The sequence below is a fragment of the Pseudomonas sp. genome (assembly GCF_036404235.1).
Classification (GTDB): Bacteria; Pseudomonadota; Gammaproteobacteria; order Pseudomonadales; family Pseudomonadaceae; genus Aquipseudomonas.
This window is the reverse complement of the sequence record NZ_DASWOT010000109.1, coordinates 37,236-53,664: the sequence shown is the minus strand read 5'-3', so window position 1 is coordinate 53,664 and position 16,429 is coordinate 37,236. Positions and strand designations below refer to the sequence as shown.

Here is a 16,429-nt window from a genome sequence, read left to right as displayed (position 1 = left end):
AGCAAGCTCGGCTCCAACAGGCAACGTCGCTCCAACGGACATCACTAGACGAAAAGCGGCGGTTCGAACGCTGTCACTGGCGGCAACTCACCCTGCCATTTCTCGATCTCCACCGACGCAGTCTGCGCCGAGCAGCCTTGGGACAGGCTCGACGCCCTGACGTCGTCGGTGATGACGTTGGGATTACCGTGCTTTTCAAGGCTGCCGGTTTGCCCACGCACCAACGGATCGAACCACGCGCCGGTAGCAATCTGCACCACGCCCGGACGAATCGCCTCGGACACAATCACCCCCGCCAGAAACGCGCCACGCTCGTTGAACACCCGGACCACATCGCCGTCGCAAATGCCCCGCTTTTGCGCGTCTTCAGGATTAAGGGTCAGCGGTTCGCGTTGCTGAATCTTCGAGGCGCGACTGTAGGCGCCATGGTCGTATTGGCTGTGCAGTCTGGTTTTGGGCTGGTTCGACAGCAGGTGCAACGGGAATGACTGCGGCGGTTTATCCAGCCACACCGGATGCCCAGGGCAATCGGCGTAACCGAAACTGGCAATGCGTTCTGAAAAGATCTCGATCTTGCCGGATGGCGTCGGCAACGGATTGGCCTGCGGGTCATCACGAAACGGCTTGAGCAACACCGTGTCAACCTCGGGATACTCGACTTCAAACACGCCATCGCGCCAGAACTGATCGTAGTCCGGCAACGTGATGCCGAAGTCCCCCGCCCTGCCCCGCGACTCTTCATAAATGAAGCGCAGCCAGCCTTCGGCATCGCGGCCCTCGGTGAAGCGCTCGGTAATTCCCAACCGTTCGGACAGACCGGCCAGGATCGAATAATCGTCGCGGGATTCACCCACCGGCTCGATCACCTGCTGCATGGCAATCATGAAGCGGTCCGAGGCCGAACTGCCGATGTCGTTGCGCTCAAGCGCCGTGGTGGCGGGCAGCACGATATCGGCGTACTTGGCCTGCGCGGTCCAGAACTGCTCGTGGACGATGATGGTTTCCGGGCGTTTCCAGGCTTCCAGCAGGCGATTGAGGTCCTGATGGTGGTGGAAAATATTGCCCCCCGCCCAGTACACCAAGCGGATATCGGGGTACTGCAACTGTTTGCCGTTGTAATCGAACGGCGCGCCGGGGTTGAGCAGCATGTCGGTGACCCGCGCCACCGGAATGAAATCCTTGACCGGGTTCACATGCTGGGAAAAACGCGGACCGGAAAACGCCTTGCGACCGCTGCCAGTGTTGTTCATGCAGCCGTAACCCAGCCCGAAACCGCCACCGGGCAAACCGATCTGCCCAAGTAATGCGGCCAGGGTCACGGTCATCCAGAACGGTTGCTCGCCATGCACCGAGCGCTGCAGCGAATACGCGATGTTGATCATCGTGCGCTTGCTGGCCATGCGCCGCGCCAGCTCGCTGATTTGCTGCGCGGGGATGTCGGTCAGCGCTGCGGCCCATTCCGGGGTTTTAGGTTGCCCGTCGACCGCACCCAGCAGATAGTCGCGAATGCGCTCATAACCGACGGTGTACTGCTGAATGAAGACTTCGTCATGCAGGTTTTCGCTGATCAGCACGTAGGCCAGCGCCATCATCAGGGCGGTATCGCTGCCCGGACGCACCGCCAGCCACTGGTTTTTGTCAGGGCCAACCAAGTCGTCGCGCAGAGGGCTGACGTTGACGAACTCCACGCCGGCCTCAGACATCTGTTCCAGTGCGCGACTGAGCAGGTGATCGCTGGCGCCGCCGGGGCTGGTTTGTGCGTTTTTAGCGGGCAGGCCGCCAAAGGCAACGAACAGTTCGCAGTGCTGCGCCAGATTTTTCCAGGAGGTGTGCGCCGCCAGCAGCCAGTCCATATTGCCGACGATGTGCGGCATCAACACCCGCCCGGCGCCCAGGCTGTAGCTGTCCATGCTGAAGACGTAGCCGCCGAAGCTGTTGAGGAAGCGATGCAGCTGACTCTGCGCATGATGGAACCGCCCCGCGCTGCCCCAGCCGTAACTGCCGCCGAAGATCGCCTGGTTGCCGTGCTCGGTCTTGACGCGCTTGAGTTCCTTGCCCACCAGATCCAGTGCGACGTCCCAGGATACCTCGACAAAGGAGTCCTGCCCGCGTAGTGCCTGATGCCGAAGCGCAGGGCCATCGGTGCCCGGCTGGTGGGTGAAAGCTTCCAGATAACTGCGCCGCACCGAAGGCCGAAGCACTCGGGTTGGCGAGGTGATCGCGTCGGGAATCGAGTCGCCTATGGGCGATGGATCGCTGTCCCATTCCACCGGGACCATGGCCCGCAGCTTGCCGTCCACGACCTGCGGACGATACGCGCCCCAATGCAGCGAGGTAAAACTCATGGCGTGCAGACTCCCGGTTCCAGTTGGTTTTTGATTGATCGTTCCCGCGCTCCGCGTCCAGCTCGCAGGTGACGCGGAGCATCGCGGGCGGCGTTACCACAGAGCGTGGGAACGATCACTGTTAGCGTATAGCCTGGGCGGGCGCAGCGGCACTGGTCAACTCGGCACTGAACGAGTCATCGAACACATTGCCAGCTGGATAGGATTTGGTCAGCCCCGCGCCGTTGAAAAAGTCGATGGTTTGCTGGGCCTGCGCGATCACCTGAGCATCGACCGGGACAACCACAGTCTGCGAGCGCTCGAACCAGCGCCGTGCGACTTCAGCATCGGCCTTGGTCAGCGCCGACCAGGCATTGGCGTAGGTGTCAGTGTTTTGCGCGCTGGCAACAGACCACGCTCGGGCGGTCTGCAGGCGCTGGAGGAAATCTGCAATCTGCGCGCGTTTGTCCTTGATCGCGCGATCATTGGCGACGATGAAGCTTTGCGCCGGGATCAGCCCTTTGGCCGTGGCGATCACTCGTGATCCCTGACGCTCCTGTTGCGTGACGTACGGGTCCCACGTCGCGATGGCGTCCACCGAACCGCCATCCAGCGCGTGGGAAGAATCCAGCGCGCTGAGGTAACGGTATTCCACCGCATCGCGCGGCACACCGGCTTTGTCCAGCGCGGTCAGCATCAATTGCTGGCTGAACGAGCCCTTCCAGATGGCGACCTTTTTGCCCTTCAGATCCGCCACGGTCTTGATCGGCGAATCCTTGGCCACCACGATCGCTACGCCTTCTAGGTTCTGACGCGACACACCGATGACTTTGATCGGCGCACCCAACGCGCCCATGAACAACGCGGGCGCATCGCCCAGCAGCCCGACATCGAGACTGCCGACATTCAACGCTTCGGCCACCGGCGACCCGGCGGTGAACTGCTTCCACTCCAGCGTGTAGGGCACATCCTTGAGTACCCCGGCCGCTTCCATGACCGTGCGCGCGTTATAGCTTTGATCGCCCACGATCAGATCGGCAGCCTGTGTCGCGAGGGATACGGAGAAGGCCAGTGCGAGACCGCACAGGGATTTTTTGACGGGAAAGCGGTTGAACGACACGCGATGTCTCCAGGGGCTCTGAACGGAGCCGGATCATAGAAATGAGGTCCGGTCCGCTCGTGCGGTCGCCGATATGAGCCGCTGTCAGCGTCAAAAGCCAGGACAGCGGCTTAAAACCATAACACCGGTTTTGCTATTCCATAAATGCATTTTTGGAATAAGCAAAGAAACACAAGAAGCGAGTGTCATCGTTATAACCATATGCACAACCGGCCTTTGACGTAATTCCTAAACCGCATATAGAGTCTCATCAAGATCATTTTTTTGCATAGTAGATCTCATTCGATATTTTCAGCAGGGTCAGCATTCGCCGGCCTAAGGGACTCCATGAATCACCTTCACCTCAGCCTCGCCTGCACGCTGGTCGCCAGCGCTTTGATTGCCGGCTGCAACGACACCTCCAACAGCAAGGCACCTGCTGCGAAAGTCGCCAGCGAAGCCGCCAAGCCTGCGCCGGGAGGCGATGTTTCATGGGGCATCACCACGGAGCCGGTGTGTTTCGACCCGCATCGCTCCGGCCAGCAAAACGCGTTCATCATCATCCGTAACTACGTCGACTCGTTGATCGGCAAGCAAGCCGACGGCAGCTTCGTGCCATGGCTGGCGAAGAGCTGGACAGTGTCGCCGGACGGTTTGCAATACACCTTCGTGTTGCGCGATGACGTGACCTTCACCGATGGCGAGCCGTTCAACGCTGAGGCGGTCAAGGCCAATCTGGACTTTACCAAGGACCCGAAAAACACCGCCATCGCGGCGACGTTCCTGGAGTATTACGACCACGCCGAGGTGGTTTCGCCGCATGAAGTGAAGATCGTTCTGGCGCGTCCGGACTCCTCCATGCTTGAGTCTCTGTCCAGCGTCAAACTCGGATTCCTTTCACCGAAAACCCTGCGCAGCGACGTTGACCTGTGCGCAGGCGGCCCTGCACTGGTGGGCACCGGGCCGTTCATTTTCGACAAATACCAGCGCGGGCAGACCGCGCATTTCGTGAAGAACCCAAAATACAACTGGGGCCCTGGCTACGCCGCGCATCAAGGGCCGGCGTGGTTGAACTCGGTCACCTATCGCTTCATCCCCGAATACGCCGTGCGCGCAGGAGCCTTGAGCTCGGGGCAGGTTGATCTGATCGAAGGCGTGCAGCCGTCGGACATTGGCTTGTTCAAGGACGTCGAAGGCTTTCAGTACCTGGTCGGGCCGTCCGCTGAAACCTCGTTCACGCTCAACATCAACTACACCCACGGCGTCGGCAGCGATGTCCGGGTGCGGCAAGCGCTGCGTGACGGCTTCGATGTGGATGCCATCGTCAAGAGCCTGTATCTGGGCACCGTGCCGCGCGCCTGGTCGAACATCGGGCCGGACAACCCTGCCTACAACAAGGCGCTTGCGGGCACTTGGGGTAACAACGTGAGCAAGGCCAACGCGCTGCTCGACGAGGCCGGCTGGACCGCACGCGATGCCGAAGGCTATCGCACCAAGGACGGCCAGCGTTTGCGCATTGAAGTCGGTTATCCACAACCGTATGTGCGCGACAACCGCGACCTGCTGATCCAGTCGATCCAGGCCGCCGTGAAAAAGAACATCGGCTTCGACCTCGACCTGCGCATCACCACCGGCGGCGACTGGGCGAAAACCCGCGTCGACGGCAACTGGAACATTTACCCCAACACGCTCAACCCATCCGACAGTGCCTTGTCCCTGCGTGACGTGCTTGGCGCCACCGGCTTTTACAGCGGTGTGCGAGACAAGACCGATCCAGTCATCGTCGGCCTGATCGACAAAGCCCGCGCCACCTCGGACCTGAAGGCTCGCCAGCCAATTCTCGACAGCATCCAGCAACGCGCCGTGGATCAGGCGTACATCGTGCCGCTGTTCGCGCCGAGCTATCAGATTGCGGCCAAGGACACGCTGCACGGCTTGAGTTTCGAAGCGCAACTGGATTCCCCTTCCAACCTTTACGACGCCTGGCTTAGCCCGGCCAACGTAAGCGCGGCTAAGTAAGCGCCGCCAAATAAGGAGCAGCCATGTGGCGTCCAGTCATCACTCGGGTCGCGAGCAGCTTGATGGTCATCTGGCTCAGCGTGTCGGCCGCTTTCGTTGCCCTGCATTCATTGCCGGGCAACATCGCCGACATTCTGGCCGGTGACGTCGAATACCCCGGCATGCGCGAGGCCATTGCCGCGGAATGGGGGCTGGATAAAAGCCTGCCGGAGCAATACCTGGCTTTCCTCGGCCGCTTGATACATGGCGATCTGGGCACGTCCTACATCATGCGCTTGCCTGTTTCCGACGTGCTCAGCTCACAGTTTTGGCCGACGGTGCAACTGGCCCTGAGTGCGGGGGCGCTGGCGATTGTGGTGTCGATTCTGCTGAGTCTGGCGACCGCTGGCCGCAGTCCGTTTTTGCGCAAGATCGCCTCGCTGTTCGAACTGGTCTGCACCTCAACGCCGGTGTTCTGGATCGGCATCCTGCTGTTGATGATGTTCTCCTTCCAACTGCGGCTGTTTCCGGTGTCCGGCGCCAACGGCTGGAAATCGCTGGTGCTGCCGACGATCACACTGGCGTTGCCGACCGTGGGTTTGCTCGCTCAGGTGCTGCGCGAAGCCATGGAAAAAGTGCTGGAGCAACCCTTCGTCACCACCGTGCGGGCACGTGGTTTGAGCGAAACACGGCTGCGTGCAGGGCATGTGCTGCGGCACGGTTTGCTGCCCATCGTCACCCTCGGCGGCTGGCTGATCGGCGGCCTGCTCGGCGGCGCAGTGATCACTGAGAAAGTCTTCGGCCGCCCAGGCCTGGGCACCGTCACCCTCAACGCGATCACCGCTCAGGACGTGCCAGTGGTACTCGCGGTGGTGCTGCTGGCCGCTGCCATTTACGTGTCGATCTCGACCCTGCTCGACATCGCGTGCCTGTTCATCGACCCGAGGCTGAAAAACCAATGAGCTACTCATCCGGTCAATCCTCCGCGCAACGCGTACTGCCTCTTGAATCGCCTCCCCAGACGACTGCGTCGCAGCCAGTCGACACCGTTGCGCTGATCACGACTGCCGACACCCTGCCTCAGCGTGCACATCGAGTGCCGCTGGGTATAAAGCTGGCGACTGCGTTTTTGCTGGTGCTGCTCGGCGCGCTGGTTGTCCCTCACCTGCTCACGGGTTACGACCCGCTGGTGGGTGACGTGACTCAGGGCCTGCAGGCACCCGGCGCCGAGCACTGGTTCGGTACCGATCGACTGGGCCGGGATGTGTTCGCCCGCGTGGTTTACGGCACGCGTTATTCACTGCTGATCGGCCTGGCGGGGATGATGATCAGCCTCGTGTTCGGCGTGGTGCTGGGCATTGTCGCGGGCATGAAAAACCGCTGGCTGGACGAAGTCGCTTCACGCGTGTTCGACGTGCTGTCGGCGTTTCCCGGCGTATTGCTGGCGCTATTGGTGATTGCGCTGATCGGGCCTGGCATGGTCAATGTGGCGATTGCCATCGGCATTGCCGGTATTCCCAAATTTGGCCGCATGGTCCGCAGCCAGACGCAACTGGTGCGCAAGGCCGACTACGTCACCCACGCCAGTTTCTACGGCAAGAGTCGCGCCTCGATTTTCTACAAACACCTGCTGCCCAACGTGCTGGTGGCGATTCCGATTCTGGCAACCATCGACATCGGCAGTTCGATCATGGCCGTTTCGGGCCTGAGTTTTCTGGGGCTGGGGCCGCAACCGCCGACACCGGAATGGGGCGTGATGCTGGCCGAAGGGCGCGATGTGCTGAGAACGGCCTGGTGGCCCAGCGTCTTCCCCGGTCTGGCGATTACCCTGACCGTTATTTCTTTCAGCCTGATCGGTAACCACGTTCAGCGCCGCTTCGAGGGCCGTCAGCCATGAGCATTGTGCAAACGCTTCAGCCCCTGGAGTTTCTGCCCCGAGAGTTGCTGGTGGATGTCGAGCACCTGAACATCGGTTTCGATAAACACAATCACGGCAAGCCGCTGGTACGTGATGTCAGCTTCAGCATCAGGGCCGGACAATGCGTCGCGTTGGTGGGCGAATCAGGGTCGGGGAAAAGCATCACGGCGCGCAGTCTGTTGGGATTGTCCGGGGACGGCGTATGTATCCAGGCGCAACGCTTTCAGGTGGCAGGCCGCGATGCATTGACCTTCACCGAACGTGACTGGCAATCGTTGCGCGGCACCTTCGCCGGACTGGTGATGCAGGATGCGCTGGTGTCACTGGACCCATTGCGCACCATCGGCCAGGAAACCGCTGAAGTCATCGTCCGCCACGGCTTGATCAACGGCAGGGCCGCCGTTGCATCGCGGGTACAGGAAATTCTCGGGCAAGTGGGCATCCCCGATCCCGCGCATCGCGCAGGTCAATACGCCCACGAGCTGTCCGGTGGATTGCGGCAACGGGCGCTGATCGCCTCCGCCATTGCCGGCGGGCCGCAACTGATCATCGCGGACGAGCCGACCACCGCACTGGATGTCACGGTGCAAAAGCAAGTGATCGAACTGCTCGGCGAACGTGTCCGGGCCGGTGCCGGACTGCTGTTGATCAGCCATGATTTGGCGCTGGTGGCCGACATCGCCGATTGGGTCTGCGTGCTGCACGAAGGCAATGTGGTGGATGCCGGGCCCGTCAGCGAAGTGTTGCGCAACCCGCGTCATCACTACACCCGCCAGCTGCTGGCGGCGGCCCCGAGTGCGGCGTCGCGCGGGCATCGGCTGGGGTCGGCGCGCATTGTCAGTCCCGGATCGCCCACCAGCAAACCGGTGATTCAGCGGGATGCCCTGACCCAGCGCGTGGTATCCGACGACGCGGTGCTGGAGGTCAGCCACATCAGCAAACACTACCGGTCTTCGGGCTGGGGTAAGAAGTCTGCTTTTACCGCTTTGGAAGACGCTTCATTCGTCATCAGAAAGGGCGAAGCGCTGGGCATCGTCGGCGAGTCAGGCTCGGGCAAAACCACCTGCGCCAACATTGTGCTCGGTCTGCTGACGCCCGACAGTGGGCAAGTCCGGCTCATGGGCCAACCCTGGAGCGGCGTGAGCGAGCAGAAACGACGCCCGTTGCGCCGACAAATGCAGTACATCCCACAAGACCCGCTGAGTTCGTTCGACCCTCGCTACAGCGTGTTTCAGGTCATTGCCGAGAACCTGCCGGACAGCGACGCAAACAAAGGCCAGCGCGAAGAACAGGTGGTAGAACTGCTGCGTCAGGTCGGATTGGGCGCGGCGTTCATGCATCGCCATCCACGCACCTTGTCCGGCGGACAGCGCCAGCGAATCGCAATCGCAAGGGCATTGGCGCCCTCGCCCACGCTGCTGATCTGCGACGAGCCGGTCTCGGCGCTGGATGTGTACGTCCAGGCACAGGTGCTCGACCTGATTGGGGAGCTGCAGGCTCGCCATCAAATGTCGCTGCTGTTCATTTCCCATGACCTGGGCGTCGTGCAACACATCAGTGATCGGGTGCTGGTGTTCCACCAAGGGTTGATCGTCGAGCAGGGTGAGGTCGCGCCGCTGTTTGAATCGCCGACACATCCGTACACGCAGCAGTTGCTGGCCTCGTTGCCGGGAGCCTCGATAACCTCGGGCATAGCGGCAACGGCCCAGCGCGCCTGACCGGCGCGCAAAACCATTGGAGCGGACTCGTCCGCGAAGGGGCTGGTAAATCCCACAGAGATGTAGCGTCTGGTGAATAGCCTTCGCGGACGGGTCCGCTCCCACGTTGGATCTACGGCGCTGCTGGTATCTCGATTCCGCGCAGATCTTGTTGGAGCGAGGCTTGCCCGCGAAGGATTCGGGTAGCCCATCAAAATCCCGATGTGATGCAAACCCTGAGGGAGCGGACCTGTCCGCGAAGAGGCCGGTACATCCGACACATTTATTAATTCTGACGCTTGAGGTGACGCATCAACACTTTGCCTTCGGGCGCAACGGTGGTGCCGAAGGTTGCGCGCCGGCCTCCTTTGAGCTGCACGTCAAGGGCGTACTCCAGATGCCCCGGATGAGTCTGGGGCAGCAGTTGGATATTCACCGCCGCCAAGCGTGGTTCGTATTTGAGCAAGGTGCCGACCATGATGCTCATCAGTGTATGCGCCGTGGCGGGAAGGCCCTGCAAAATCACGCCCATGTCTGGCAGGCCGTAATCCGGTAGATGGCTGAGCGTGCCAGCGCGACTGTTGAGAATGCGTTGCAGATTGTCCAGCACCGACAGGGTGTGCTGGTCCGCTTCATCGACTCGATACAGATCCAGCTCGCCGTCAAAATTCTGCAGGAGCATTTCGTAGAGCGAAGGATTGAGTTCACTCATCGGTCATTCCGTCACCATCGGGCGAAGGGACAGCCGATTGTCCCCCAGCTCGATCACTCGCGGCCGATCCGGGTCCAGGTGTCCTGGTCTAATTCTCGTGGACACCTCGATAGCGGATGATCATCCCCAATGAGGACCGAGCAAGACATGACACCGCGTAGCCGTAGAAATTTCGACACCGCCTTCAAGTTGCAGGTGGTGCAGATGATCCGAGACCAAGGCCTGAGCGTGGGCCAGGTCTGCCGTGATCTGGACCTGGTCGACAGCGCGGTGCGCCGTTGGCTGGATCAATACGAGGCTGAGCAGGCCGGCCAGCCTGGCATCGGCAAGCCGCTGACGCCCGAGCAGCAACGCATCCGCGAGCTGGAGCGGGAGAACCAGCGGCTGCGCGAGGACAGAGCCTAGGCCCGTATGCCTATAGCATATAAGGCGAACGGCAAATTTAACGCTTCCCCCACCTAGATACGACAATCGGGATTATGAGTTCGCCCTCGCGTTATACACTGGTTATAACCCTGACATCTGAACCAGACACATTTTTAATGTAGGAATAACTTGTACCGAGGACAGCGAGCTGATCAGCGGAGATCTTCGCTGCTGAAATGGCAGGCTGTACGATCACAAATCTGAAAATCATCTCGTGGTCGTGGCACTTGTTGCGAAGCAGCTCCAAATCTATTGGGTCACCCTTGAGGATTCTGTCGAACCCTTTCGGCAACGATTGCTGGTACCGCCCGATCAATCGATTGAAGAATTTTTCCTCGGTGTGCAGCCATTTCACCGATCGTGATGCCTGACCGCAGACCTCGTAAACATCGGAGACACGAGCACCAGGCCGATCTTTTTGGGGGCAATACTTGCAGTGGTAAAGGTCGACAAAGATTGCGTCCTTGCTCTCTTTGATTGCCACCAGATCCGCAATCTCACCAGCGCCATCATCGTTGAAAATGAATGCATAGTCGTCCTCAATACGGCTGTAGGTGAACCCTTGGACGGTGTCCATGTTACGGGTAGCCCTCATCGACTCGCTGTGGATCTGGGTGGTTCCCCAGTCCCAAGCCTCAATCAGCGCTATGGGAAGCTTCAAGTCCAAGCTATTGGGTGTGTAGAACCGGTAATTGCCCTCGATCATCGAACCGTCCACGGCTAGCAGGACCAAAGGGTTCATATCCAGGTACTGCTCGAACGAGCTCTCTTCGGCGAAAATGATCTTGACCCCAGGGCAGGAGACTTTGTAGCTGTCGTTCAGTAACCGTATCGTGATGTCAGGCAACAGACGCTCCGTGCCATCTACTGCAATGGCGATGAGGGGCACTTCTAGTGTCAGATCATCGCTTCGCCGAGGTTTGCCAAGCTCGACATCAAGCAGGTTGAAAATCTCACCGTTGAACGCTAGCGAAATTTTCTGCTCGTTTTCGATCGCAATGGACTCCGGCCAATCAGCATAGAAAAGTCCCGTTGGCCAAGCCCCTTCGGTCTTCTCCGAGCGAATCACATCCTTGAGCACTTCAGAAGGGTTGATCGAGGCATCGTTGAGTTTTTGCGAGGCACGTTTGCACCACTCAATCCAGTAAATGATGCTGGAAGAGTTCATCTCCCAGATCTTCCCTTTGTGAGAGCAGCCAACGGTGGTGCGATGTCCATCTTCATAGCCCGTTGCGAAGATGTTGGACTTTTTCGCCGTGCCGTTCTCGATTTCACTGATGACGGTATTGATGTCCCGCCCGACGTGCATCGTGAATCTCAGATCCTTGCGTGTCCTGGACAGCCCCACGTTCTGCAGCTTCATGAGCTTGATGTCGTGCAGGGTTCGGAAGGTAGGCTCGCCGTTGATTCTCCTGGCATCCTTTGCAATCAAATTCAAAAAACGCGTCGCTTGCGACTCATCACCAGAGGAGTGAATGAAGAGCGTCTTGTCGGGCGCGTGGTAGTACGCCAGGTACAGAATCCAGTTCGTGTCCACAATCGCCGAGGTCTGAGCCCATCCGACGGGTGTTTCTCGTCGCGTCACCATGATGATGGTGTCTGAATCGTCGTTGATAGAAAGGAACTGCAGCGGTTCTTTCTTCTGGGAGAAATGATTCGCTTTCTCTGGCCGCCACTGGTCACGCTCCACATGGTAGGCGATCGCACTGATCTTGGGGTTTGGGTTCAACCCGAAAATCTCCTCGGAGTCGGCATCATCCGGGAACTGTTCAGTGAACGTCTCTTTTTCGATTTCGCGGGCGATCTTGTCTTGGCTCACATCTCGAATCACGGCGCTCCAGTCGGCACTTTCCTTGTAAAGCACTGCCATCTGGTAATCGACTTTCTGGTTGGCTATGTTTGAGACGAATTTGGCGTCGCCTAGCGTGTCATCAACCCGGGTTAGCCGACCGATGAACTGTGGTGTGACGGCCGGACTGCGATGCTGGTCGTGAATAGCCGCGATTTTCAGCTCTGGCAGGTCGAAGCCTTCGCCCAGCATGTCCACGCATACGATGATCTTGTATTTCTTCTCGACAATTTCACCCAGCAGCTTGACCCGATTCGGCACCTTGCTGTGGATGAGAATGGGTGAGAGGTCCTCATGCTTTTTGTAGAACTCAAACAGGGCTTCAGCACGTTTTTGCGATCGTGCGCGTACCATCAGTAGGTGGTTAAAGCCTTGCTCTCGATCGCCTCGCAACAACTCTACCGCCTTATCAGCAACCACTTGGTCAGCCAACTCGAGGTTGTATTCGCGCACTGGGTGAAATTCGATCGACTTGAAGTAGCCATCGATCTGCGCATCCTTCAACGGGTAATTGTAGATAATCTTGCCTTCAAGGGGCTGATTGTCCTCCCTGAAAGGCGTAGCAGTGAACTGCAGGCATGGCTTCTCTTTAAACGCGGTTTTCACCCGCCCCCATGTCATGGCGGCCACATGATGGCTTTCATCGATGATCAGGTGGCTGCAGAGCTCAGCCAAGGCTTGGAGGGATTCTGTGTCGAATCACTGCAATGCTTGCGGGGTAGCGACAATTACATTCGCCTCGGCAAGCTGTTGGACATCTTCAGCCGACATTCCTGAGCCGATCGCCCTAACCACAGGGTTAAGTGCTATGGCAGAAACAGCACCGATCTCCCGAAGTTTTTTCAGCCCGAGGCATTTTTCGACAAGCTGGGAACGCAAGGCATCTGACGGGACGAGCACCAATGTCCTTGCCAACCGCCCTGCGATAAGCAGACCAAGCATGGTATCGGTCTTGCCGGTACCCGTTGGCATCACGATCGTTGCCGTCGTGGCCGGAGACATCACCAGGTGTCCCAGTGAAGCGTATAGGGCGGCAAGCTGAGGTTTACGCAAGCCCGGCGTATTGGTATCCCGGACTGCCAGGTTGAAGTTGAAGAGGTGTTGCTGCCAGCTTTGATATACGTCTAAGTACTTCCCTGTAGCATCGACCATTGCGTTCACCAAATTGAATGTGAAAATCAGCGCTGATTATTCATGGCCACATGCTATCAGTGAACGTCATTTCAGGTGTACCCCGAAAAGCAGTTCTCAAACGCCCCACTCCTCTGCCTTCTCCAACCGGCGATCGATACCCAACGGTCCAATTCGAGATGAACGTACACTGAAAGCCATCCGAATCCATCTTAGCCTATGTGAGAAATCGCCATTCGCTATCACTCGCAAACCTGATTCAACTGGGGGCAAAACTGGGGGCATATTTTGAATTTTTCCGCCTAAAAATACCGTCCTAGAGCCAAGTCAAAATGTTCTTTGGACATTTTGACTTGCTGCGAAACATTGACCGCTTCGCGCCCTCCCGCCAACGAGCACCCGGGTTACAACGGGAGCTCGTCGAACGTAATCAAATCAGTGGCAAGCCCGTCAGCACTCGAAGATGAAACATTAGATCGAGCGCAGGGCCCAGCAGACAACCCGCGCGGTAATTTCGAAATTATCCATGGTGAGTCCATCGATTGGCGAAAGACCTTTTAGTCGCTCATGAGGTTTACACAGCGCCCGATATAGCCTCCATGCATCCACATCCGGAGACCGCGTTAATACCGTGAGCACCAACTTGTGCCGTAACGGATCAAGCTGCCAATCGGGAATGCGCTGACCACGATTCCCCAAGCTCAGGGACAGAAGACGTCGAGCCTTAATATCACGATTGATCTGATCGCGGGATTTGCCTGCCAGTCTGGCGAAGACCAGCAGCGGCAAATTACTCGAAGCTTCAAACGTGGCCAACATTTCGGCCCGTTCACGCTGGATTTCAGACACGTGAGAGTTGTGAGGTTTTTCAGTCCGTATTAGAGCGGGCACAACAGACGATTGGTTGGGCCCAATGGGGTCTTTCTCGCTACTGTCCAGCATCGTCGATGAGACGGTCGCCGATGCAAAGCTGCTGCTGTACAGAACGGCATTTCCCTTCGCGTTTTCCAGTAAGGGCAGCGAAGCTGCGCCCTCTAAACGAATAGTCAGCGGAGAGCTTGCTGCTTTCGGTTTCCCCTGCCCCCAAAGGTCCAATCTATTCGCCCAATCCTGCATCATGGTCCGACGCTGCTCGATATATTCCGCGTGGTTGTAGGCCGCACTCACCTTGTCTGGATCGGCATGAGAAAGCTGCGCGTCGACCCATACCTTGGGGTAGCCAATCTCATTTAGCGCCGTCGAAATCGTCGCCCTCATCCCATGCCCGGTCAGTTGGTCGGCATAGCCCATTCGACGCAACGCTCCATTCAAGGTGTTCTCGCTAATGCGTTTGCTTAGGTCACTTCGGTGCGCGAACAAGTAACGCTGCGCGGGGATAACTTGGCTCAGCATCTCGCGCACTATTTCAAGCGCCTGGACCGAGAGCGGGACGATGTAAGGCGGTATATTTGCGACCTGCTTGCCTGGCTTCCGCATAGCTAACTGGAGTTGCTTCACCACCTCCGCCGGTATGATCCATAACCGCTGCTCCAGATCAAACTGGTCGGGTGTCGCCAAACGCAGCTCGCCGGTACGCACCCCCGTTAGCAGCAACAAGCGAAGACCTAGTCGTGTTTGGATTGCGCCACCGTAGTTTCGAAGAGCAATCATCAACGCAGGTAGCTCGTCCATACGAAGAAATGGATTGTGTCCAACCGGAGGTTTGGGGATTGCGACAACATCGAGGTCCGACGCGGGATTTTGTTCCAGCCCCTCCACCTTCACCAGGGCGTATCGGAACAATTGCTTGAACCAGGTCCGACATTTTTCGGCCGTGGTTAAGGCCTTACGTTGTTCGATTCCACTCAGTAGGTGCATCAAGTCGTGGCGATTGATGTCGTAGATGGAGCGCCGGCCGAGCGTTGGCAGGACATCTTTTTTAAAGATTCTCAAGATCTGCGAGAGTGTGCTCTGGCGCCCCTCCTTCAGGCTCAGCCTGCGGAACGCGACCCATTGATCAAACACCGCTTCAAAGATGTGCTCTGCTGCATTACGCACAGAACGACGCTGCTGTTTACGATGCTCATAAGGATTGATGCCTTGAGCAACCAAGGTTCGCGCCTCATCACGGCGTCCACGCGCGTCTTTGAGACTGATCTGCGGGTAACTGCCCAGGGACATGCGCTTCTGCTTGCCTGCCCAGTAGTACCTGAAATACCAGATCTTTCCCCCGCGGGCCGTCACATTGAGCGCAAGCCCATCCGTGTCGCCGAGGGAGTAATCGTTGCCGGTAATTCTGGCTTGCCGAACGGTGGTATCCGAGAGTGCCATAGCGAGCTCCTGATCAGAGTCAGGGCCAGATGCTCATCTCACGATCCAAGCTGCTCCAGCAACAAACCGATTCAGTGCGCGTCCGAATTCAAGACTCTCATTCGGGACTCAATTCAGGACTTAAACGCACTGGATGGTGCTGGATTTCAGTGGTTCCCGCCGGAACGAAAAAAGGACCCGAAGGTCCTGATTTCAATCACTTACAGAATTCAGTGGAACTCTGCAGCGCAATATTTGGAGCGGGAAACGAGACTCGAACTCGCGACCCCGACCTTGGCAAGGTCGTGCTCTACCAACTGAGCTATTCCCGCATCTTGGTAATGGCCGCCATTCTATAGACTCAAATGGCGACGTCAACCCTTTGATTCAAAACTTATTTCTCATCCGTTGTGGTTCGTAGATGCGGCCATGCAGCGCGCAGATATTGCACCATCGACCACAACGTCAGCCCAGCCGCAACCATCAACAGCACATAACCGAGAACGACCCAAAAGGTAAATGCAGGAGGATTGGCGAGAAGAATTACCAGCGCAACCATCTGTGCGGCAGTTTTCCACTTGCCCAGATTCGACACCGCTACCTGAGCACGCGCGCCCAGCTCTGCCATCCATTCGCGCAGGGCAGAGATGACGATCTCGCGGCCAATGATGACAGCGGCTGGCAGGGTCAACCAAAAATTGGCATGCGCCTGCACCAGCAGCACCAAGGCCACCGCCACCATCAGCTTGTCTGCCACTGGATCGAGAAATGCACCAAACGGTGTGCTCTGCTCCAACCGACGCGCAAGATAACCGTCCAGCCAGTCCGTCGCAGCGGCCAGCGCAAACACGGAACTCGCCGCCATGTAGCTCCAGTAGTAGGGCAAATAGAACAGCAGAATGAAGATCGGAATCAGCAAGACACGTAAAACGGTGATCAGATTAGGGATATTCATCGGCACAACTGGCTACGAGGTGAACGAGCAT

10 protein-coding genes, 1 tRNA gene and 2 pseudogenes are annotated in these 16,429 nt (G+C 58.2%); 5 read left to right on the top strand and 8 right to left on the bottom strand.

The genetic code is table 11. The features are described 5' to 3' along the window. Window positions 1-44: 44 nt before the first annotated feature. Together VGC62_RS13640 and VGC62_RS13635 are read right to left on the bottom strand one after the other, a co-directional pair. Window positions 45-2,345 carry a molybdopterin guanine dinucleotide-containing S/N-oxide reductase gene (locus tag VGC62_RS13640; protein WP_331187608.1) on the bottom strand — a complete coding sequence of 767 codons (2,301 nt, stop codon included), beginning with the start codon at window positions 2,343-2,345 and terminating at the stop codon, window positions 45-47. A gap of 121 nt (window positions 2,346-2,466) precedes the next feature. Beyond that, a complete protein-coding gene (locus VGC62_RS13635) occupies window positions 2,467-3,444 on the bottom strand; it encodes an ABC transporter substrate-binding protein (protein ID WP_414705795.1) in 978 nt (325 codons plus the stop codon). Window positions 3,445-3,771: 327 nt separating this feature from the next. Here VGC62_RS13635 and VGC62_RS13630 point away from each other — a divergent pair, with 327 nt between their 5' ends. From VGC62_RS13630 to VGC62_RS13615, 4 genes are read left to right on the top strand one after another with little or no spacing between them, the layout of a single operon-like run. Beyond that, entirely contained in the window at window positions 3,772-5,442 is a 1,671-nt protein-coding gene (locus VGC62_RS13630; protein WP_331187607.1) for an ABC transporter substrate-binding protein, read from the top strand. 23 nt (window positions 5,443-5,465) lie between these two features. Next, window positions 5,466-6,383, top strand: a complete 918-nt coding sequence (locus VGC62_RS13625; RefSeq protein WP_331187606.1) for an ABC transporter permease — start codon at window positions 5,466-5,468, stop codon at window positions 6,381-6,383. Further along, window positions 6,380-7,318, top strand: a complete 939-nt coding sequence (locus VGC62_RS13620; protein ID WP_331187605.1) for an ABC transporter permease — start codon at window positions 6,380-6,382, stop codon at window positions 7,316-7,318. The genes VGC62_RS13625 and VGC62_RS13620 overlap by 4 nt, the downstream gene beginning before the upstream one ends. Next, window positions 7,315-9,057: an ABC transporter ATP-binding protein gene (locus VGC62_RS13615; RefSeq protein ID WP_331187604.1), complete on the top strand. Its 1,743-nt coding sequence runs from the start codon at window positions 7,315-7,317 to the stop codon at window positions 9,055-9,057. Before VGC62_RS13620 ends, VGC62_RS13615 begins: the two co-directional genes overlap by 4 nt. 265 nt (window positions 9,058-9,322) lie before the next feature. On the opposite strand, the gene tssE is transcribed toward VGC62_RS13615, so the two are convergent. Continuing rightward, on the bottom strand, window positions 9,323-9,748 hold the full coding sequence (gene tssE, locus VGC62_RS13610) for a type VI secretion system baseplate subunit TssE (RefSeq protein WP_331187603.1): 426 nt from the start codon (window positions 9,746-9,748) through the stop codon (window positions 9,323-9,325). Between the two features lie 129 nt (window positions 9,749-9,877). On the opposite strand from tssE, the pseudogene VGC62_RS13605 reads away from it, so the two are divergent. Then, a pseudogene (locus VGC62_RS13605) lies at window positions 9,878-10,144 on the top strand (transposase); the annotation flags it as partial. Window positions 10,145-10,244: 100 nt separating this feature from the next. Here VGC62_RS13605 and VGC62_RS13600 read toward each other — a convergent pair. The 5 genes and pseudogenes from VGC62_RS13600 to pgsA form a co-directional block, all read right to left on the bottom strand. Beyond that, a complete protein-coding gene (locus VGC62_RS13600; RefSeq protein ID WP_331187612.1) occupies window positions 10,245-12,443 on the bottom strand; it encodes a DEAD/DEAH box helicase in 2,199 nt (732 codons plus the stop codon). 141 nt (window positions 12,444-12,584) lie between these two features. Further along, a pseudogene (locus tag VGC62_RS13595) lies at window positions 12,585-13,175 on the bottom strand (DEAD/DEAH box helicase family protein); the annotation flags it as partial. Between the two features lie 450 nt (window positions 13,176-13,625). Beyond that, entirely contained in the window at window positions 13,626-15,464 is a 1,839-nt protein-coding gene (locus VGC62_RS13590; protein WP_331187602.1) for a tyrosine-type recombinase/integrase, read from the bottom strand. A gap of 235 nt (window positions 15,465-15,699) precedes the next feature. After that, window positions 15,700-15,775: transfer RNA gene (locus tag VGC62_RS13585), tRNA-Gly, on the bottom strand. 62 nt (window positions 15,776-15,837) lie between these two features. Then, window positions 15,838-16,398, bottom strand: coding sequence for a CDP-diacylglycerol--glycerol-3-phosphate 3-phosphatidyltransferase (gene pgsA, locus VGC62_RS13580; protein ID WP_331187601.1), 561 nt, complete (start codon window positions 16,396-16,398; stop codon window positions 15,838-15,840). Window positions 16,399-16,429: the final 31 nt, after the last annotated feature.